The sequence below is a fragment of the Streptomyces scabiei 87.22 genome, from assembly GCF_000091305.1.
Taxonomy (GTDB): domain Bacteria; phylum Actinomycetota; class Actinomycetes; order Streptomycetales; family Streptomycetaceae; genus Streptomyces; species Streptomyces scabiei.
In genome coordinates this window covers 7,643,377-7,662,797 of record NC_013929.1, presented here as the reverse complement: position 1 = coordinate 7,662,797, position 19,421 = coordinate 7,643,377, and the positions used below count along the sequence as shown (strand labels likewise).

Annotated in this window: 19 protein-coding genes; 5 read left to right on the top strand and 14 right to left on the bottom strand. The window is 72.6% G+C overall.

Going from position 1 to position 19,421, the window contains the following annotated elements; genetic code table 11:
• Positions 1–7: 7 nt before the first annotated feature.
• Together SCAB_RS33065 and SCAB_RS33060 are read right to left on the bottom strand one after the other, a co-directional pair.
• Positions 8–760 carry an aspartate/glutamate racemase family protein gene (locus tag SCAB_RS33065; protein ID WP_013004464.1) on the bottom strand — a complete coding sequence of 251 codons (753 nt, stop codon included), beginning with the start codon at positions 758–760 and terminating at the stop codon, positions 8–10.
• A 2-nt stretch (positions 761–762) separates the two neighbouring features.
• Entirely contained in the window at positions 763–2,241 is a 1,479-nt protein-coding gene (locus tag SCAB_RS33060) for an NCS1 family nucleobase:cation symporter-1 (RefSeq protein ID WP_013004463.1), read from the bottom strand.
• A gap of 192 nt (positions 2,242–2,433) precedes the next feature.
• On the opposite strand from SCAB_RS33060, the gene SCAB_RS33055 reads away from it, so the two are divergent.
• Positions 2,434–3,201, top strand: a complete 768-nt coding sequence (locus SCAB_RS33055; RefSeq protein WP_013004462.1) for a GntR family transcriptional regulator — start codon at positions 2,434–2,436, stop codon at positions 3,199–3,201.
• A 10-nt stretch (positions 3,202–3,211) separates the two neighbouring features.
• Here the strand turns inward: SCAB_RS33055 and pip are convergent, their stop codons facing one another.
• Both pip and SCAB_RS33045 read right to left on the bottom strand, forming a co-directional pair.
• On the bottom strand, positions 3,212–4,171 hold the full coding sequence (pip, locus tag SCAB_RS33050; protein WP_013004461.1) for a prolyl aminopeptidase: 960 nt from the start codon (positions 4,169–4,171) through the stop codon (positions 3,212–3,214).
• A 65-nt stretch (positions 4,172–4,236) separates the two neighbouring features.
• Positions 4,237–4,983, bottom strand: coding sequence for a uracil-DNA glycosylase (locus SCAB_RS33045; RefSeq protein WP_013004460.1), 747 nt, complete (start codon positions 4,981–4,983; stop codon positions 4,237–4,239).
• Between the two features lie 63 nt (positions 4,984–5,046).
• Here SCAB_RS33045 and SCAB_RS33040 point away from each other — a divergent pair, with 63 nt between their 5' ends.
• Entirely contained in the window at positions 5,047–5,571 is a 525-nt protein-coding gene (locus SCAB_RS33040; protein WP_013004459.1) for an RNA-binding S4 domain-containing protein, read from the top strand.
• A 30-nt stretch (positions 5,572–5,601) separates the two neighbouring features.
• Here SCAB_RS33040 and SCAB_RS33035 read toward each other — a convergent pair whose 3' ends face one another.
• The 3 genes from SCAB_RS33035 to SCAB_RS33025 all read right to left on the bottom strand — a co-directional run bounded on the left by SCAB_RS33035 (position 5,602) and on the right by SCAB_RS33025 (position 7,879).
• On the bottom strand, positions 5,602–5,997 hold the full coding sequence (locus SCAB_RS33035) for a hypothetical protein (RefSeq protein WP_013004458.1): 396 nt from the start codon (positions 5,995–5,997) through the stop codon (positions 5,602–5,604).
• A gap of 113 nt (positions 5,998–6,110) precedes the next feature.
• A complete protein-coding gene (locus SCAB_RS33030) occupies positions 6,111–6,800 on the bottom strand; it encodes a class I SAM-dependent methyltransferase (protein WP_013004457.1) in 690 nt (229 codons plus the stop codon).
• 89 nt (positions 6,801–6,889) lie between these two features.
• The gene (locus SCAB_RS33025) at positions 6,890–7,879 is read right to left on the bottom strand and encodes an acyltransferase domain-containing protein (RefSeq protein ID WP_013004456.1); all 990 of its coding nucleotides are present in this window, start codon (positions 7,877–7,879) and stop codon (positions 6,890–6,892) included.
• 109 nt (positions 7,880–7,988) lie between these two features.
• On the opposite strand from SCAB_RS33025, the gene SCAB_RS33020 reads away from it, so the two are divergent.
• Positions 7,989–8,258, top strand: a complete 270-nt coding sequence (locus tag SCAB_RS33020) for a DUF6343 family protein (RefSeq protein ID WP_013004455.1) — start codon at positions 7,989–7,991, stop codon at positions 8,256–8,258.
• 39 nt (positions 8,259–8,297) lie between these two features.
• On the opposite strand, the gene SCAB_RS33015 is transcribed toward SCAB_RS33020, so the two are convergent.
• The 4 genes from SCAB_RS33015 to rpsA form a co-directional block, all read right to left on the bottom strand.
• Positions 8,298–8,678 carry a tetratricopeptide repeat protein gene (locus SCAB_RS33015; RefSeq protein WP_013004454.1) on the bottom strand — a complete coding sequence of 127 codons (381 nt, stop codon included), beginning with the start codon at positions 8,676–8,678 and terminating at the stop codon, positions 8,298–8,300.
• Positions 8,679–8,727: 49 nt separating this feature from the next.
• Positions 8,728–9,357 (bottom strand): dephospho-CoA kinase, encoded by a 630-nt coding sequence (gene coaE, locus SCAB_RS33010; RefSeq protein ID WP_013004453.1) that lies wholly within the window; start codon positions 9,355–9,357, stop codon positions 8,728–8,730.
• 59 nt (positions 9,358–9,416) lie between these two features.
• A complete protein-coding gene (locus SCAB_RS33005; RefSeq protein ID WP_013004452.1) occupies positions 9,417–10,355 on the bottom strand; it encodes a PAC2 family protein in 939 nt (312 codons plus the stop codon).
• A 276-nt stretch (positions 10,356–10,631) separates the two neighbouring features.
• The gene (gene rpsA / locus SCAB_RS33000) at positions 10,632–12,128 is read right to left on the bottom strand and encodes a 30S ribosomal protein S1 (RefSeq protein WP_013004451.1); all 1,497 of its coding nucleotides are present in this window, start codon (positions 12,126–12,128) and stop codon (positions 10,632–10,634) included.
• A gap of 272 nt (positions 12,129–12,400) precedes the next feature.
• Here rpsA and SCAB_RS32995 point away from each other — a divergent pair, with 272 nt between their 5' ends.
• Positions 12,401–13,357 (top strand): class I SAM-dependent methyltransferase, encoded by a 957-nt coding sequence (locus SCAB_RS32995; protein WP_397962042.1) that lies wholly within the window; start codon positions 12,401–12,403, stop codon positions 13,355–13,357.
• 46 nt (positions 13,358–13,403) lie between these two features.
• Positions 13,404–15,932 carry an ATP-dependent helicase HrpB gene (hrpB, locus tag SCAB_RS32990; protein WP_013004449.1) on the top strand — a complete coding sequence of 843 codons (2,529 nt, stop codon included), beginning with the start codon at positions 13,404–13,406 and terminating at the stop codon, positions 15,930–15,932.
• Here the strand turns inward: hrpB and SCAB_RS32985 are convergent.
• The 3 genes from SCAB_RS32985 to SCAB_RS32980 all read right to left on the bottom strand — a co-directional run bounded on the left by SCAB_RS32985 (position 15,922) and on the right by SCAB_RS32980 (position 19,138).
• A complete protein-coding gene (locus tag SCAB_RS32985; RefSeq protein ID WP_013004448.1) occupies positions 15,922–16,914 on the bottom strand; it encodes a DUF3068 domain-containing protein in 993 nt (330 codons plus the stop codon). The two genes, hrpB and SCAB_RS32985, sit on opposite strands and share 11 nt — an antisense overlap.
• A 67-nt stretch (positions 16,915–16,981) precedes the next feature.
• The gene (locus SCAB_RS46655) at positions 16,982–17,116 is read right to left on the bottom strand and encodes an SPW_0924 family protein (RefSeq protein ID WP_013004447.1); all 135 of its coding nucleotides are present in this window, start codon (positions 17,114–17,116) and stop codon (positions 16,982–16,984) included.
• 222 nt (positions 17,117–17,338) lie between these two features.
• Positions 17,339–19,138, bottom strand: coding sequence for a lytic transglycosylase domain-containing protein (locus tag SCAB_RS32980; protein WP_041669941.1), 1,800 nt, complete (start codon positions 19,136–19,138; stop codon positions 17,339–17,341).
• Positions 19,139–19,421: the final 283 nt, after the last annotated feature.

Genomic DNA, 19,421 nt, shown 5'->3' with positions numbered 1-19,421 from the left:
GCTCTGCTCACCCGCTCCCCGGTTCGGCCGGTTCGGCCGGTTCGGCCGGTCCCGCGGCCCCCCAGGTCCTGCGTTTCGGCAGCGGCTTCGCGTACCCGCCCACGCGGCTGGTGGTCAGTCCCAGCGTCACCAGCGACTCGGCGAGCTTCACGGCCGCCGCGACCCCGTCGACGACGGGCATCCCCAGCTTCTCCCCCACGGTCCGCTGCAGTCCGGTCATACCGGCGCAGCCGAGGACCAGCACCTCGGCCCCGGCGTCGCGGGCGCGCTGTCCGGCCGCGAGGAAGGCGCGGGTGGTGCGGTCGGCGTCGGCGAGGTCGAGGACGCCCAGGCCGGTGCCGACGACCGCCGCGCAGTTGCGGCCCACTCCGGCGGCGTCGAGGCTGTCCTCGATCTGCCCGCGGGAGCGTTCGAGGGTGGTGACGACGCCGTAGCGGCGGCCGAGGAGGCATGCGAGGTGGGCGGCGGCCTCGGTGATGTCGACGACGGGGACGTCCACCAGTTCGCGTGCGCCCTCGCGCCCGTGTTCGCCGAACCCGGCCATGACGACCGCGTCGTAGGGCATGTCGTAGGTGCGCAGGGTGTCGAGGACGGCGGCGGCGGAGAGGTAGCTGTCGAGCCAGCCCTCCGCGGACTCGGGGCCCCAGGCCGGGGTCAGTCCGGTCACGGTGGTGCCCGGGCCTGCGGCGGCCCGGGCACCTCGCACGATCTCCTCGGTCATCCCCTGCGTCGTGTTGCAGTTCGTGACGACGATGCGCACGCTCAGCCCTCCACGGCTGCCGGTTCGGACGGGGCCGGGGCGGCGGCCCGCTCGTCCCGGCAGAGCACCGCGTACAGACCGGCGGACAGCGCGGTGCCGATGAACCAGGAGTAGGGGGCGACGTCACCGAAGGTCGGCACCAGGGCGAGGACCGCCGAGACCGCGGCGGCCGGCAGGAACGCCCACAGGGCCTTGGGGTTGACGCCCTTGCGGTAGTAGTAGCGGGAGCCGGGCGTGGCGTCGAAGAGCTCGTCGACGTCGATCCGGCCGCGCTTGACCCAGAAGTAGTCGAGCATGATGACGCCGAACAGCGGGCCGAGGAAGGCGCCCAGGCCGCCGAGGAAGTACTGGACGACGGTGGGGTTGGAGAAGAGGTTCCACGGGGTCACGACCAGCGCCGCGACCGTGCTGATCATGCCGCCGACCTTGAAGGTGATCTTCTGCGGCCAGACGTTGGCGAGGTCGTACGCCGGTGAGACGAAGTTGGCGACGATGTTGACGCCCATGGTGGCGATGGCGAAGGTCAGGGCTCCCAGGACGAGCACCCAGGTGTTGCCGACCTTGGCGACGAGTTCCGCGGGGTCGGTGATGGCCTCGCCGAAGACCTCCAGTGAGCCGGCCGTGACGATGACGGACACGACCACGAAGGCGGTCGAGTTGATCGGCAGGCCCCAGAAGTTGCCGCGCTTGACGGTCCTGTAGTCGGGCGCGAAGCGGGAGAAGTCGCAGAAGTTGAGCATCAGGGTGCCGTAGGTGGCGAGGACGAGTCCGATCGCGCCGAACCACTGCCGCCACTGCTCGCCCACGGAGACCGGGTGGGGGGTGGTGGTGAGGGAGATGGTCCAGCCGGCCTTGGCGAGGACCCAGACCGCCAGCGCGATCATGACGAGCCAGATCGCGGGTCCGCAGAAGTCCTGGAACTTGCGGACGGACTCCATGCCCTGGCTGATGATCAGTGCCTGGATGAGCCAGAGGGCGACGAAGGTGCACCAGCCGAGCTGGTGCAGGCCGAGGAAGGAGTGGTGCGTCCAGGACTCCAGGCCCGGCCAGGCGGCCATCAGCATGATGTTGACCGCGACGGACGCGAGGTAGGTCTGGATGCCGTACCACATGATGGCGATCACGGCCCGGATGATGGCCGGGATGTTGGCGCCCCAGACGCCGAAGCTGATGCGGCTGACCACGGGGAAGGGCACGCCGTGGCGCTGCCCGATCTTCCCCATCCAGTTCATCCCGATGTAGATGATCACGAAGCCGACGAGCAGCGAGGTGAACACCTGCCAGACGTTCATGCCGAGGACGAGCAGGCCCGCGGCGAACGTGTAGTTTCCGAGGTTGTGGACGTCGGACATCCACAGGGCGAAGAGGTCGAAGACCTTCCAGTTCCGCTTCTTCGCGGGGGCGAGGTCTTCGTTGGTGAGCCGGGGATCGGGGACGAACGCTGTGGTGCCGGTGACTTCGGCACGGTCGGCGAGGGACACGGGGCCTCCAGGAGCGTCAGGAGACGGGGTCGGGTGACGGGGAGGGGCGGCACCGGAGTGGGGGAACCAGGGGAGCACCTCGACTGTTTGGTATACCAAACTGCGCTCATCGTCCCCCCGTCAACAGTTCTGACCGATGTCGTTGTGGTTAACGGTCGGTAAAAGCCCGCCGGAGTCGGCGAAGATTGCCCCATGAGCTCCCTGGCTCCGGAAGGAGCGAAGATCGAACCCCTGGGCGCGGTGCGTGAACGTGTCCTGGGCACGCTGCGGCAGGACATCATCGCCGGACGCCTGCGTCCGGGCGACCGGCTCGTCGAGCGCGAGCTGGCCGAACGCTTCGGGGTCTCGCGCGTCCCGGTCCGTGAGGCGATCCGCGCGCTGGTCGCCGAAGGCTTCGTCCACTTCGAGACCCCGCGCCGCACGGTCGTCCGCCGGCTGACCCGGGCGGACGTGGCCGAGCTGTTCGAACTGCGCGAGGCGCTGGAGGTGTACGCCGCCGGGCTCGCCGCCTCCCGCGCCACCCCGGAGTCCCTGGCGGAGCTGGCGGCGCTGCTGGACCGGGCGGCGGAGGCGACCCGCGCCGACGACGCCGAGACGATCACCGACATCAACACCCGATTCCACGACCGCGTCCTCGCCATGGCCGGCAACAGCCTGCTCATCTCCGTCATGGAGCCGGTCGACGGCCGACTGCGCTGGCTGACCAGCCAGAACACCGAATGGCCGCAGCTGCTCACCGAGCACCGCGAACTGTACGACGCCATCGCCTCCGGCGACCCCGCCCGCGCCCGCGCGCACGCCCTCACCCATGTGCGGACCAACTACCGGTCGACGGTGCGGCATCTGTTCGGCGAGGACGGCACGGACGACGACGGCTCCGGGGAGAGCGGCCTCGGCGCGCGGGGCGAGGACGGCACGGGCACCACCGGCCGCGCGGGGAACGCGCTCGGCGGTCCGTGACCCCGACGGATCAGCCCCTGGCGTACCGGTCCGTCGCCGCCACCAGCGCCTCGGCCAGGTCCGGGGCGCCCGCGTCGTGCCCCACGTCGTCGACGAGCACCAGCTCACTGCCCGGCCAGGCGTGGTGGAGGCGCCAGACGATGCCGAGCAGGTTGCCGGGGTCCAGGCTGCCCTGGACGAGGGTGCCCGGGATGCCCGTGAGCAGCGGCGCGTCCCGCAGCACCACACCGTCGCCGCTGCCGTCGAGGAAGTGGCCGTTGCCCCAGTAGTGGGTGACGGTGCGGGCGAACGCGTAGCGGAACACGGGGTCCTCGTAGCGGGGGACGGAGCGGGGCGGCTGCGCCGCGATGGCCGTCTCCCAGTCGGTCCAGGCCCGTGCGGCCCGCGCCCGCACCGCCGCGTCGGGCGACTCGATCAGCCGGTTGTAGGCGGCCGCGAGGTTCCCGTCCCGGTCGTCCTCGGGCAGTTCGGCGAGGAACCGTTCGAACGCCTCCGGGAAGTACTGTCCGAGCCCCCGGGTCAGCAGGGCGACTTCGGCGTCGGAGGCCGAGGTGACCCCCGTCAGCACCAGCTCCGTCACGGCCTCCGGATGCGTCTGCGCGTACCGCAGACCGAGCGCCGCCCCCCACGACACGCCCCACACCAGCCATCGCCCGATCCCCAGGTGCCGCCGCAGCAGCTCCAGATCGGCGATCAGGTGCTCCGTGGTGTTGACGCCCATGTCGGTCTCGTACGCGCTCGCGGGCGGCGTCGAGCGCCCGCAGCCGCGCTGGTCCAGCAGCACGATCCGGTACGCCTCGGGGTCGAACAGACGCGGGAACCATGCGTTGGCCCGGGACCCCGGACCGCCGTGCAGCACGACCGCCGGCCTGCCCCGCGGATTCCCGCAGACCTCCCAGTACACGCGGTTGCCGTCGCCGACGTCGAGCAGGCCGTGGTCGTACGGTTCGATCTCGGGGTAGAGGGGCATCGCGCGACCCTAACCGGCCCGGGGTGCGGTCGGCAGCCGGTTTTCCCGGCTCCCGGACAACGCGGCTACGGGGTGACGGCCAGCCCCGCGGACCGTGCCGCCGTCCGCAGGACCTCGCGCAGCATGGCCGGGGTCAGCCGGCCGGTGAAGGTGTTGCGCTGGCTGACGTGGAAGCAGCCGTAGAGGTCGAAGCCGTCGAGCCGTGCGTGGGTGCCGTGCCCGAAGAGCGGTCGCGGCCGGGGGACGTCCCAGCCGGCCTCGCCGAGCGCGGGCAGCGCGGCCTGCCAGCCGAACGCCCCGAGCACGACCACGGCCCGCAGCGTCGGCCGCAGCAGCTCCAGTTCCCGGACCAGCCAGGGCCTGCACGTGTCCCGCTCCTCGGGCGTCGGCTTGTTCGCGGGCGGCGCGCAGTGCACGGGCGAGGTGATCCGCACCCCGTACAGTTCCAGGCCGTCGTCCGCGCCGACCGCCGTGCCGCGCGAGGCGAGGCCCACGTCGTGCAGGGCCGCGTACAGCACGTCGCCCGAGCGGTCGCCGGTGAACATCCGGCCCGTCCGGTTCGCCCCGTGCGCGGCGGGGGCGAGTCCCACGATCAGCAGCGCGGCGTCCGGCGGTCCGAAGCCCGGCACCGGCCGCCCCCAGTACTCCTGGTCGGCGAACGCGGCCCGCTTGGTGCGCGCGACCTCCTCCCGCCACTCCACCAGCCGGGGACAGGCCCGGCACCCGCTGATCCGCGCGTCCAGCGCGGCCAGTCCGGCCGCCCCTCCGTCGCTGCTGCCGCTGCCGTCGTCGTCACCGCTGCCGCCGCCCATGTCCCCACGGTACGTCCGGTGATCGCCCGCCCCGCACGGCCGGCCGGGGGCTAAGGTCGGGGCATGGCTTCTGAAGGTACGGAGGAGCGGACGAGCGGTCCGGACACCGCGGGCGGCGGCGTCCCCGGGCCGGGGGCGGCGTCCACGGCGGCCGAGGCCGCCCGGGCCGCCGGTCCGGCGAGCGGCGAGACCGTGCGCGTGGACAGCTGGATCTGGTCGGTCCGTCTGGTCAAGACCCGCTCGACGGGCGCCACCGCCTGCCGCGGCGGGCACGTCCGTGTCAACGGCGAACGTGTCAAGCCCGCCCACGCGCTGCGGGTCGGCGACGAGGTGCGGCTGCGCGAGGCCGGGGGGCACGAGCGGGTCGTCGTCGTGCGGCGTCTGATCCGCAAGCGGGTCGGGGCGCCCGTCGCCGCCGAGTGCTACGTCGACAACTCCCCGCCTCCCCCGCCCCGCGAGGCCGTCGCCCCGGCGGGCCTGCGCGACCGGGGAACCGGCCGCCCCACCAAGCGCGACCGCCGTGACCTCGAACGCCTCCGGGGGCTGGCCGAGGCCGCGAACGCCGACCGTCACCGCCGCCCGACGTAGACCACCCGGATCGCCGCCGGGCCGCGCCTCTCACACGTCCCGGCTCGGCCGGCGCAGCCACTGCGCCGGCCCCGCCACGTCCCGGCGGCGCGTCCAGGCGATCAGGGCGAGCGGGACCATCAGGATGAGCGGGGTCGCCGCGTACTCCCCGTCGAAGGCGGTGATCTGGGCGATGAACGCGCCCACCATCAGCGCGCCGATGGTGTACATGCCCGCGCTGCCCCACCCGAGCGTGTCGAAGGACTCAACGGCCGACGGGTGGGCGATCAGCTTCGGCAGCGCGCTCGCGCCCGCGTAGAACAGCGCGAGCGCGATCTGCAGTGCGCGCAGCGAGACGCGTGCGGCCCTGCCGCGTGCGGTGCCTCGCGTGCCGGCGGAGGGTGCGGGGCCTGTGGTGCCGGCGGCGGGAGCGGTGGTCTCGGACATGGGATCTCCTGGGGAGGGGAAGCGGTTCGGGGTGCTGTCGCAGAGGTAGACCGGGCCTCCGCCCCGAACTCATCGCCGCCCGCGGGAGATTACGCCGGGCCCCGCGCCCGCCCTCACCCCGCGGGCACGGCCGGCACCGCCTTCGCCCACGTCCGGTCCTGCGTCGGATACCGCTCGACCCGCAGTCCCGCCTCCGCCAGCGCCTCCTCGAACTGCTCCTCGGTCAGCGGCCGCGCCCGGAACGTCTGGGTCCACTCCCCGTCCGGGAAGAGATACTCCACGAACACCGAGTCGACCCCGTCCCCGACCGGTTCGGCCGAGACCACACGGACGGTGAAGCCCCGGGGATCGACCCGCTCTCGGGGCACGTTCGTGTGGTAGTCCTCCCCCTCGCGCTGGATCAGTACGAAGCCGTCGTCCTCGACATGCCGCAGACAGGTCGCGAGCAACCCCCGCCGGACCTCCGGGTCCCCGGTGTGGACGAGGAACGACGCGAGCAGCACCACGTCGAACTTCTCGCCCAGGTCCAGTTCCTCGATCGGGCCGCATATCGTGCGGGCCCCGCGCACCCGCTCCAGCATCTGCGCCGACTCGTCGACGGCCGTGACGGTGAACCCCCGCTCGATCAGGGGGTGGGTCATACGGCCCACGCCGCAGCCCAGTTCGAGAATGCGCGCGCCCGCGGGCGCGACGCCCGCGATCACGTCCGGCTCGTCCCCCACCGGCAGCCGCGTGTACAGCTCGACCGCGCAGCCGTCCGGGGTGATCGCGCCGGGTCCGGTGCCCTCGTGTCCCTCACGCATGCGTGTGTTCATATCCGTCCAACGGCCGGGCGGACTCGGGCCGTTCCTGTCACGCTTCACCCGATGGGGTGAACATGGGTGACCCGGGTCTACCAGGCGAACCAGCCGTGCCCGCTGTACCAGTGACCGCCCGCCCGCAGATGATCGGCCACGGCCCGTTCGAGGGTCGTCCGGCGGGGCAGGGCCTCCACCGGCAGCTCCGGGTCCCCGAACACGAAGCGGACCGGCAGGTCGTCCTCGGGTTCGCCGGTGCCGCAGGAGACCTTGAACCGCTCCTGGAACCGGACGATGTTGGCGTCCGCGGGCAGGTACCGCTTCAGCTGCGGGTCGAGGAGCCAGGAGTGGCAGCAGCCCGCCGTGTAGCGCTCCCGGGGGAAGTACCGTGCGAGGAACTCCCGGGCGGACGCCAGCGAACGGTCGATCGCCCGCGGGGTCAGGGGTCCGGCGTAGTCGGGGACGTGCAGGTCGACGCACGGGTCCCCGGGGCCCAGCGGCAGGCCCGCCGCCGCCAGCGCGACGCCCTCCCGTCCGCTCGCACGGGAGCGCTGGTACTGCAGCCGGCCGAGCTGGAACAGCTCCCCGTGGAAGTGCAGCGAGTACCAGCCCGGTGCCACGAGCCCGCCCACCCCGTACCGTCGGCGGTGCAGCACCAGGCCGCGGCCGAGGTCCGCGAGGGTGCGCCGGGAGATGTCGTCGGGGATACCGCGCTCACGGTGGTAGGCGCGCACGTACGGCAGGGCCGCGACGAAGACGTAGACGTGGAAGTAGCGGCCGAGCGGGCCGGAGTCCTGGGGCAACGGCAGGAGTCTGGGGCCCTTGCCGATCCTCCCCATGTCCCGCACGAGTCCGTCGGCGCACCGCCCGAGCAGCCAGGTGGCGCCCTCGTCGGCGGCCAATGCGCCGCGCAGCGCGACCAGGTCGTTGATGTCCTCGTAGGGCACGGCGAGGTCCACCAGCACGTCCGGCAGGTCGTCGGCGTCCGGCACCCGGGCCTCCGTCGCCGGGAGGCTCGCGTCCTCCTCCAGGCCGTTCAGCCAGTCGGCGAGCCTCTCGTCCGCCCGCACCGCGTCCAGCAACACCGTCGTCTCCCCCGTCGCACCGCCTCGGTCCCCTGGAGAACGTACGGGGCGGGGAGTACGTTTCCGAGTAGGACGAGGGAGGGAACGACGAGGACGGAGCGTCGATCCGATGCGTACCGGCAGTGAACCCGTGACAGCGCGCAGTCCTCTGCGGATGCGGTTCTGGCTGAGTGTCTGGGGGCTGGTCTGGTCGGTCGCGGGGACGGCCGCCTTCGCTCTGGCCGGCCGCCCCGGCTGGGCCGCCGCCTGCGGGGTGCTGTGGCTGATCGTCACCGTCGACCTGGCCGTGGTCCTGCGTCACATCCGTCAGGGCCCGCACTACCAGCCGGGCCGCGACGTCCCGCCCTACGAGCCACCGCGGCCGCCCGGCCGTCCCTAGACGACAGCGCGCGCCGGAGTGCGGCGACGGGCCCGGTCGTCAGGAGTCGAAGCGGGCGGCTTCCAGGTACTGGGGGTTGGGGTCGAGGGCCGCGGCGAGCCGGAAGTGACGCTTGGCCTCGTCGTCGCGGGCCTGGCGCTCGTAGGTGCGGGCGAGCGCGAAGTGCGCGAACGCGTTGTCCGGCTCGCGCTCCAGGACGATGGTGAACTCCAGTTCGGCGGGCCGCAGTTGGGCGGCCGCGAAGAACGCGCGGGCGCGCAGGAGCCGGGCCGCCGTGTTCTCGGGGTGCTCGGCTATGACACGGTCGAGCAGCTTGACCGCACCCCGCGGATCGCGCGCGGCGAGCAGGTGCTCGGCGGCGCGGAAGTCGATGACGTGCGTCTCCGGGGTACGTCCGGTGGAACCGCTGGTCTCGGGCACGGCTGAGTCCTTCCCTTGCAGGACGGGTTCAACGCGCCCCGGGACCCGGCTATTCCTGTGTGTGTTCGGATCGTTCCCCGGCCGGGTGGGCCCGCCGGGTGAGATCCGCCCAGACCTCGCGCACCCGCCGCCGGAGTGCGTCCAGGGGGACGTCGTTGTCGATGACGATGTCGGCGATCTCCAGACGCTTCTCGCGGGTCGCCTGGGCGGCCATGCGCGCGCGTGCGTCCTCCTGCGTCATCCCGCGCAGCCGCAGGAGACGGTCGAGCTGGGTCTCGGGGGCCACGTCCACGACGACGACCAGGTCGTACAGCGGGGCGAGGCCGTTCTCGGCGAGCAGGGGGACGTCGTGGACGACGACGGAGTCCCCGGCGGCGGACTCCTCCAGCTCTCCGGAGCGGGCACCGACCAGGGGGTGCACGATCGCGTTCAGCGCGGCGAGCTTCTCCGGGTCCGCGAAGACGAGGGAACCCAGCTTCGGGCGGTCCAGGGTGCCGTCCGGCGCGAGCACGTCCTCGCCGAAGGTCTCGACGACCGCCGCGAGGCCGGGGGTGCCCGGTGCGACGACCTCACGCGCGATGCGGTCCGCGTCGATCAGCACGGCGCCGCACTCCACGAGCAGCCGCGACACCTCGCTCTTGCCGGCGCCGATACCGCCGGTGAGACCCACTTTCAGCATGCCCGGCAGCTTAGGCCCTGCCGCCGGCGGAGCCGAGGCCGACCCGGGCCGGCGGGGGCTCAGCCCTCGCCCTCCCGCTCGGCCAGGAACTTCTCGAACTCGCGCCCGATCTCGTCGGCGGACGGGATGTCGACGGGCTCGGCGAGCATGTTGCCCCGCGTCTCGGCACCCGCGGCGGCATCGTACTGGTGCTCCAGGCCCTGGACGAGGGCGACCAGTTCCTCGTCGCCCTCCCGGATCTGCCGGTCGATCTCCGTCTGGGTGCGGTGGGCCTCCGTGCGCAGGGCGTGCGCGACGGAGGGGAGCACCAGGCCGGTGGCGGCCGTGACGGCCTCCAGGACGGTCAGCGCCGCGTCCGGGTAGGGCGAGCGGGCGATGTAGTGGGGGACGTGCGCGGCGACACCCAGCACGTCGTGCCCGGCCTCCATGAGGCGGTACTCGACGAGGGCCTCGGCGCTGCCGGGCACCTGGGCCTCCTCGAAGGGGCTGCGGTGGCCGGGGACCAGTTCGGCCCGGTTGCCGTGCGGGGTGAGGCCGACCGGACGGGTGTGCGGCACGCCCATGGGGATGCCGTGGAAGTTCACCGACAGGCGTACGCCGAGCCGCTCCACGATCTGCTGGACGGCGGCCGCGAAACGCTCCCACTCCACATCCGGCTCGGGGCCGGACAGCAGCAGGAAGGGCGCTCCGGTGGCGTCCTGCACGAGCCGCACCTCCAGGGACGGCTCCTCGTACTCGGTCCAGCGGTCGCGCTTGAACGTCAGCAGCGGGCGGCGGGCCCGGTAGTCCACGAGCCGGTCGTGGTCGAAGCGCGCCACCACCTGGTGGGGCAACGAGCCGAGGAGCCGTTCGACGATCTGATCGCCCGTCTCACCCGCGTCGATGTATCCGTCGAAGTGGTAGAGCATGACCAGTCCCGCCGACTCCTGGGCGAGCGCCACGTCGACGACGGCCAGGCCCTTCGGCTCCCATGCGTACAAACCCTGCGGATCAAGCACTGTGACCGCTCCTCCTCGTGTTCCTTCTCCTCAACGCGGATCGGGGGCGGGGCATTCCCCCCGGCCGTTCCACGCATGCGGAGTGCCCCGCCAGGAGGGGAGTTCGGGTGTTCCCGGCGGCAAGTCTCGGAGGTGACAGTGGGGTTGAGGCCCGGTGCGGAAGCGGCGGCGGAATCGGGGGCCGGAGCCGGAGCCGCCCGGGAACGCACGTCGGGCCCGCGTCCTGATGGACGCGGGCCCGACGTGCTATCGGCTAGCGCTCAGCCGTGCGTGCGTTCAGCTCTGGCCGCCGGCCAGCTTCTCGCGCAGCGCGGCCAGGGCCTCGTCCGAGGCGAGGGCACCGGAGGTGTCCGCACCCTCGGAGGAGTACGAGCCACCACCCGCGGCCGGAGCCGCACCCGCGGCGTCGCCGCCCTCGGCGGCAGCGGCCTCGTCGGCCTCGCGGGACTTGATGACCTGGGCCTGGTGCTGCTCGAAGCGCTGCTGCGCCTCGGCGTACTGGCCCTCCCACACCTCACGCTGGGACTCGAAGCCCTCGAGCCAGTCGTTGGTCTCGGGGTCGAAGCCCTCGGGGTAGATGTAGTTGCCCTGGTCGTCGTACGACGCGGCCATGCCGTAGAGCGTCGGGTCGAACTCGACCGAGGCCGGGTCGGAACCGAAGGACTCGTTGGCCTGCTTCAGCGAGAGGCTGATGCGACGACGCTCGAGGTCGATGTCGATGACCTTGACGAAGATCTCGTCGTTGACCTGGACGACCTGCTCCGGGATCTCCACGTGGCGCTCGGCCAGCTCGGAGATGTGGACCAGACCCTCGATGCCCTCGTCGACGCGCACGAACGCACCGAACGGAACGAGCTTCGTGACCTTACCGGGCACGACCTGCCCGATCTGGTGGGTCCGGGCGAACTGCTGCCACGGGTCTTCCTGGGTCGCCTTCAGCGACAGGGAGACGCGCTCGCGGTCCATGTCGACGTCGAGGACCTCGACCGTGACCTCCTGGCCGACCTCGACGACCTCGGAGGGGTGGTCGATGTGCTTCCAGGACAGCTCGGAGACGTGGACCAGACCGTCGACGCCACCCAGGTCCACGAAGGCACCGAAGTTGACGATCGAGGAGACGACGCCGGAACGGACCTGACCCTTCTGGAGGGTCGTGAGGAACGTCTGGCGGACCTCGGACTGGGTCTGCTCCAGCCAGGCACGGCGGGACAGGACCACGTTGTTGCGGTTCTTGTCCAGCTCGATGATCTTCGCCTCGAGCTCCTTGCCCACGTAGGGCTGGAGGTCGCGGACGCGGCGCATCTCGACGAGGGAGGCCGGCAGGAAGCCACGGAGGCCGATGTCGAGGATGAGACCACCCTTGACGACCTCGATGACGGTACCGGTGACGATGCCGTCCTCTTCCTTGATCTTCTCGATGGTGCCCCAGGCGCGCTCGTACTGGGCGCGCTTCTTCGAGAGGATCAGGCGGCCTTCCTTGTCCTCCTTCTGGAGAACAAGGGCTTCGATCTCGTCGCCGACCTTGACGACCTCGTTCGGGTCGACGTCGTGCTTGATCGAGAGCTCGCGGCTCGGGATGACACCTTCGGTCTTGTAACCGATGTCGAGCAGGACCTCGTCCCGGTCGACCTTCACGATGACGCCGTCGACGATGTCGCCGTCGTTGAAGTACTTGATCGTCTCGTCGATCGCGGCGAGGAAGGCTTCCTCGTTACCGATGTCGTTGACCGCTACCTGCGGGGTGGTAGAGGTGGTCTCGGTGCTGCTCGTCATGTGGGAAAGGGCTCCGGTACGGACAGTGAGTCGTAGGTACTGCTACGCCGGGAGCCCGTATCGCTCTGAAGAAGCCGGACAGCCTAGGAAGCGCCACGGAAATCCGATGGCGCCTCGACAACCGAGGGGACATACGACAGATGCGAGCGCAGCCTGCTACGTCTGAGGTGCGCAGGCCCGCAGCGCAACTTGTAGCATACGGGGGCAGCCAGGCAGGGTCAATGCGCGAAGGCGCACACCCGGGGCGGAACGCCGCAATCCCGGCACAAATCATGTCCCCTGAGGCCACGCAGGCCTGGGGGACCCCTTCCGTGACACCACCGGAGCCGGTCGCGCCACGCGGGTTACGGAAGAGTACGACGAGGGAGCCGATCATCCAAGAGCCCGAAGTCCACGAAACCCCCGAGGTCCACGGGGCCCCCGGCGCATCCGGGGCCGACGAGGCGGAGGCCACCCGGCGCGAGGCCGGCGTGACCGAGAGTTCCCGGGCCAACCGGGGCTGGTGGGACCGCAACGCCGACGAGTACCAGATCGAGCACGGCACCTTCCTGGGCGACGACCGCTTCGTGTGGGGCCCGGAGGGGCTCGACGAGGTGGAGGCGGAGCTGCTCGGGCCGCCCGAGGACCTGAAGGGCAAGGACGTCCTGGAGATCGGGGCCGGCGCCGCGCAGTGCTCGCGCTGGCTGGCCGCCCAGGGGGCCCGCCCGGTCGCCCTGGACCTCTCCCACCGTCAGCTCCAGCACGCCCTGCGCATCGGCGGACCGTTCCCGCTGGTGTGCGCCGACGCCGGCGATCTGCCCTTCGCGGACGGCTCCTTCGACCTGGCGTGCTCGGCGTACGGGGCGCTGCCCTTCGTCGCCGACCCCGTGCGCGTGCTGCGGGAGGTCCGCCGCGTGCTGCGCCCCGGCGGCCGCTTCGTCTTCTCGGTGACCCATCCGATCCGATGGGCGTTCCCCGACGAGCCCGGCCCCGAGGGCCTGTCCGTCTCCGGCTCCTACTTCGACCGCACTCCCTACGTCGAACAGGACGAGAGCGGCCGGGCCGTGTACGTCGAGCACCACCGGACGGTCGGCGACCGGGTCAGGGACGTCGTGGCGGCGGACCTCAGGCTGGTCGACCTGGTCGAGCCGGAGTGGCCCGCCTGGAACACCTCCGAGTGGGGCGGCTGGTCCCCGCTGCGCGGGAACCTGATCCCGGGGTCGGCGATCTTCGTGTGCGAGCGGGACTGAGGCGAGGCCGGGGGGCCGCGTTCCGGGGGCGTACGACACTGGGGGCGTGATCCGTTACGACGCCCTGGACGCGCTGCCCGTGCGCGACGCCCTGCCCGCGCTGGACGAGGCCCTGGCCGGGCACGGAACGGCGGTGCTGGTCGCACCGCCCGGCACCGGCAAGACGACGCTGGTGCCCCTGGCCCTGGCGGGGCTGCTGGACGGCGGCCCGGTACGGCGGGTGGTCGTCGCCGAGCCGCGGCGGATCGCCGCGCGGGCGGCGGCGCGGCGGATGGCCTGGCTGCTGGGCGAGGAGGTCGGCGCGCGCGTCGGCTACACCGTGCGCGGCGAGCGGGTCGTCGGGCGGGACGCGCGCGTGGAGGTCGTCACGACCGGGGTCCTGCTGCAACGGCTGCAGCGGGACCAGGAGTTGCCGGGCGTCGACGTGGTGGTGCTCGACGAGTGCCATGAGCGGCATCTGGACGCGGACACGGCGGCGGCGTTCCTGCTCGACGTGCGTGCGGCGCTGCGGCCCGGGCTGCGGCTGGTGGCCGCGTCGGCGACGACGGACGCGCAGGGCTGGGCCCGGCTGCTGGGCGGGGCGCCGGTGGTCGCGGCGGAGGGCGTCTCCCACCCCGTCGAGGTGGTGTGGGCGCCGCCGTCGCGGCCGGTGCGGCCGCCGCACGGGATGCGGGTGGACCCGGCGGCGCTGACGCACGTGGCGTCGGTGGTGCGGCGGGCGCTGGCCGAGCGGGAGGGCGATGTGCTCTGTTTCCTTCCGGGGGTGGGGGAGATCGCGCGGGTGGCCGGGCAGTTGGGGGACCTCGGTGACGTCGAGGTGCTCCAGGTGCACGGGCGGGCACCGGCGGCCGTGCAGGACGCGGTGCTGGCGGGCGGGAACGGGCGCCGGGTGGTCCTCGCGACCTCGGTGGCCGAGTCCTCGCTGACCGTGCCCGGGGTGCGGGTGGTCGTCGACTCCGGGCTCGCGCGGGAGCCGCGCGTCGACCACGCGCGCGGGATCGGCTCGCTGACGACGGTACGGGCCTCACGGGCGGCCGGCCGGCAGCGGGCCGGACGGGCCGGCCGCGAGGCCCCCGGCGCCGTCTACCGCTGCTGGACGGAGGCCGAGGACGGCCGTCTGCCCCGCTTCCCCGCCCCGGAGATCAAGGTGGCCGACCTGACCGCGTTCGCCCTCCAGGCGGCATGCTGGGGCGATCCGGACGCCTCCGGGCTCGCGCTGCTGGACCCGCCGCCGGGCGGGGCGATGGCGGCGGCCCGGAACGTCCTCTCCGCGATCGGCGCGGTCTCCCCCGCCGGGCACGCCACGGAACGGGGCGCCCGTATGTCCCGGCTCGGCCTGCACCCCCGGCTGGCCCGTGCGCTCCTGGACGCGGCACCGCTGGTGGGGGCGGAGCGGGCCGCCGAGGTCGTCGCGCTGCTGAGCGAGGAGCCCCCGCGCGCGTACGGCGACGACCTCGGCGGGGCGCTGCGGACCGCCCGGCGCGGGGGCGACGCCTACGCGGCCCGCTGGCGCACGGAGGTGCGGCGGCTGCGGACCGCGGCGGCTGCCGGGTCAGCGGCGGCGGGGGCCGGCGCGGGTGGCGGTGCCGGTTCTGGTGCCGGTGAGGAGTGGGGCGTGGGGGTGGTGGCGGCGCTGGCGTTTCCGGAGCGGGTGGCGCGGGAGGACGGGGGCGCGTATCTGATGGTGTCCGGGACGCGGGCCGAGGTGGGCGAGGGGTCCGGACTGCGCGGGGCGCCCTGGATCGCCGTGGCCGTCGCCGACCGGGCGGCGGGGGCGGGGCACGCGCGCGTGCGGCTCGGTGTGGCGGTCGACGAGGGGATCGCGCGGGAGGCGGCCGGGAGTCTGTACGGCCGCGGCGAGGAGGTCGGGTGGCGGGACGGGGACGTCGTCGCCCGGCGGGTGGAGCGGCTGGGGGCCGTGGAGCTGGCGGTGCGGCCGTTGCGGGAGCCGGCCCCCGGGCTCGTACGGGAGGCGTTGCTGGAAGGGTTGCGGGTCGAGGGGTTCGGGCTGCTGCGGTGGTCGCAGGACGGTACCCGGCTGCGGGAGCGGCTGGCGTTTCTGCACGCGCGGCTCGGCGCGCCCTGGCCCGAGGTGTCCGACACCGCTCTGTACGCGCGCGCGGAGGAGTGGCTGGAGCCGGAGCTGGGCCGGGCCCGGCGGCGGGCGGACCTGGGGCGGATCGACGCCGGGGAGGCGCTGAAACGGCTGCTGCCGTGGGCCACGGGGGACGCCGTACGGCTGGAGGAGCTGGCGCCCGAGCGGATCGAGGTGCCGAGCGGGTCCCGGATCCGGGTCGACTACGCGCGGCCCGAGCAGCCGGTGCTGGCGGTGAAGCTGCAGGAGATGTTCGGGCTGCGGGAGTCGCCCGTGCTGGCGGGGGTGCCCGTGCTGGTGCATCTGCTGTCCCCCGCCGGGCGGCCCGCCGCCGTCACCGCCGATCTCGCGTCCTTCTGGAAGGACGGGTACCGGGCGGTGCGGGCGGAGTTGCGCGGGCGGTATCCCCGGCACCCGTGGCCGGAGGACCCGGCGACGGCCGAGCCCACCCGGTACACGAACGCGCGGCTCAGGCGTTGACCGGTGCGGGCGCCGGGGGCCTGCTGGACTCGGCCGCGCCGGGCCGGCGGCCGCGGGCCTCGACCCACAGGGAGAGGGCGAGGAGGGCGATGCCGAGGCCGAGGAAGCCCCAGGGCAGGTAGGAGGTCATGAGGAGGACGATCCGGCGCTGGGACGTCACCAGGTCGACGGTGTGCTCGATGTAGTCCTCGCGCATCTTCACGTGCCCGGCGAAGGCGGTCACCTTCTCGCGGTCGCCCAGGAGGGTGCCGCCGCGGAGTTCCTCCTTGTGGATCTCCTCGCCGTAGACGGGGGCGCCGGTGACGGGTTCCACCCAGAACTTGCGGACCGTGGTGTACCAGCGGGTCGTGCCCGTCTGGGCGACGGTCTCCCGGGTGATGCCCTTCACGGGCATGGTCCGGGGGAAGGGGACCCGGGTCCAGGGGACGGTCTGCTCGAAGTAGTAGACCTCGACGCCCCGGAAGTCCTGGGTGCCCTTGTAGTGGATGGGGGCGGTGATCCGGGCCTGGGCGTCGAAGTACTCGTAGTCCCTCTTCTCCGTGAGGAAGGGCCACTTGAATTCCAGGCCCTCCCGTTTCACGGGGTCGCCGTCGACCGACTCGCCCTTGGCGTGCACGGGTTCCTGGGTGTGGGCGTCGAAGATGTAGCGCTCGGGGATGCGGGAGACCATCTCGCCGTCGGGACCCTGGACGTACGACAGGCCGTCCCAGACGACGACGTCCCGGTCGGTGTGCTTCTCGATCTCCTCGGACGCCTCCACATCGCCCTTGAGGGTCTGCACGATGGTGACCTTCGGGACCGTGCGGGCCGTCATGGTGGCGTAGTCGAGGAGGGTGGCGTCCTTCGCCTCCAGGACCATGTCCTGGTACTGGTTCGCCGGGATCTTGGCCAGGCGCGGGAAGGCGTACCAGCGCGTCAGCGGGGACAGAGCGGTGAAGAACACGGCGAGCGCGAGCAGGATCAGACCGGCCCTACGACGCATCTCGGCCTCCCTCCCAGGCGGTTGCGGGCGTGCGGCCGCCCTCGGCCGTGCGGCCGTGGGCGTGCGGCTACGGATGTGCGGGGACCGTCGTCAGCAACGGCTTCGGTGAGGTCTCGCCCGTCGGTGAGCCCAGCACGGTGACCGTGAACACCAGGGCGAAGGCGAGGACGAGACCGGTGGCGGCGGCGATCAGGGCGCGCATACGGACCTCCCGACTACGGCCTGACTGATACGGCCAGACGAACAGGGCCTGACGAACAGGGCCTGACGAACAGAGCCTGACGGCGAAGGAAACTGATGCTTCGTCAGGTCCGGCACGGTAGCAACGGCCGGGCGAGATGAGAACACGTTGCACACACAACGACGGCGGCGCCCCTCCGGCAGGAGGGGCGCCGCCGTCGTGGCCGCGGGACGGCCGTAGGGCTCAGGACTCGCCGGCGCTCGGCGTCGCGGGCTCAGCCGGTTCGGTCGGCTCGTCCGGCTCGGTCGGCGCGGACGTCCCGGCGGGCGCCTGCACCGTCAGTTCGAGGGTGAGGGTCGCGCCGCCCTCGGTCTCGATGCGGAGCAGGAACGTGCCGGTGGCGTCGTCCGCGTACAGCCTCGGGAGCTTGAGGACGCCGTCCTTGTCGGTCTCCAGGGCGAAGGTGCGCACGGGCTTTTCGGCCGCGTCCTTGAAGTAGGGGCCCTTGTCGTTCTCGGTGGCGTCGACGAGCGAGGTGACGAGGGTCGCCCGGGCGGCGACCTTGTCCGCGATCTCGCCCCGGTAGGTGGCCTTCACCGCGATCCGCTCCGCGAACTCCCCGCCCGGCACGCAGGTCAGCGCGGTGGTGCCGACGCGGGCGAGGGCGTCCGCCGCGCGGGCGGTGACGGTGGCCGTGCGGTTCAGGGCCGGCACGGTGCGGCCCACGACGGTGGCGCGGATCGTGACGTCGCCGGTCTTCTCGCCGGCCACGAGCGCGGGTGCGGTGGCCTTGCCCGTGCTGTCGGTGAGAACGGTCGCGACCTTCTCGCCGCCGGTGAAGGTGGTGTCCGTGTCGCCGACGACGGTGAAGCGGACCCGGACCTTCGCCACGGCCTTGCCCGCCTTGGTCTCCGTGCGGGCGGCGAGCTTGCCGGTGAAGGTGTCGCCGGCCATGGCGGTCAGGCTCGCCGCGCCCGCGTTCTCCAGGTGGTGGACCGAGTCGGTGGGGGTGCCCGGCTTGGTGGGCGGGTTGGTGCTCGGCGGGGGCGGGGTGGTGCCGCCGCCGCCCGGCTGGCCGGGCTTGGGCTTGCCCGGCTTGCCCGGCTGGCCCGGCTTACCGGGCTTGGGCGGGGTGGGCTTGGGTGTCGGCGTGATGCCGCCGGTGCCTCTGCCGTTCCCGGTGCCGCCGGTGTTGTTGCCGGTGCCGGGGCTGCTCGGGGTCTGGGGCAGGGAGCCGGTGCCGTCCGGGATCTCGTGGGTGCCCTTGCGGTAGTGCGACAGCCACGACATGACGGTCTTGTAGTACTCCGTCGAGTTGTTGTAGCTGAGGATCGCGCTGCGCAGGTTCGCGGCGTTCGACAGGTCCCAGTCGAAGCGGCACAGGTAGTGGCCGGCGGCGAGGGCGGCGTCGTAGACGTTGTTGGGGTCCTCGACGCCGTCGGCGTTGCCGTCGCGGCCCGCCCACTTCCAGGTGGACGGGATGAACTGCATGGGGCCGACCGCGCGGTCGTGCGTGGTGTCGTCGTCGTGCACGCCGTTGTCGGTGTCGCTGATGTTGGCGAAGCCGTTGCCGTTGAGCGGAGGGCCGAGGATCTTCTTGCCGATCGTGGTGCCCTCGGCGTCGACACGGCCGCCACCGGCCTGACCGGACTCCACCTTGCCGATGGCGGCGAGGAGCTGCCAGGGCAGGTTGCAGCCGGGCTTGGACTCCCGCAGGGCCGCCTCGGCCTTCTTGTAGGCGTCGAGGACGGTCGCCGGTATCCCGCTCTCGCCGGCGCCGGCCGCATCCGGGTCGCCACCCGGTTCCGTGGTCGGGGTGGGGCTGTCCAGGGGCGGGAGGTCGGTGTAGTACTGCGAGTTGCCCGTGGCGGTCTCGTCGGCCTGGGTGCTCATCTCCGGCGAGGGCGAACCCATGGTCTGTCTGCCCGAGTTGTCGGTGGTCACCCCCGGGGCCTGGGAGGCGGCGAGCGCCGCCACCGTGGCCGCGGCCAGGGCGGTCGTGGCCGCCCCCTTGCGGAGCCTCAAACCGAACTGCGCCGCCATTGAGTGAACCCCTCCCCGGTGGTCGAACGCGTCAACGTTCATTCCGCTTACTGCCGTGCATTACCGCTTCTTGGCGTCTTGGGCGTTTTTCCGGTTTCGACGGACCGGCTTTCCCGCACAGGTACACCGACTCCCAAGTTCCGGTCTTGGTTGCCCTGTTCCGGCATTCCTTTTCCAGAACTCCGGCGGTCAACCCTGCGACCGGGGCGACGACCCAGGCGACCCTACGACAACTTCCGTTGCCCGGACACCCGTTCGCGTCCGATATTCACCTATTGGCCAC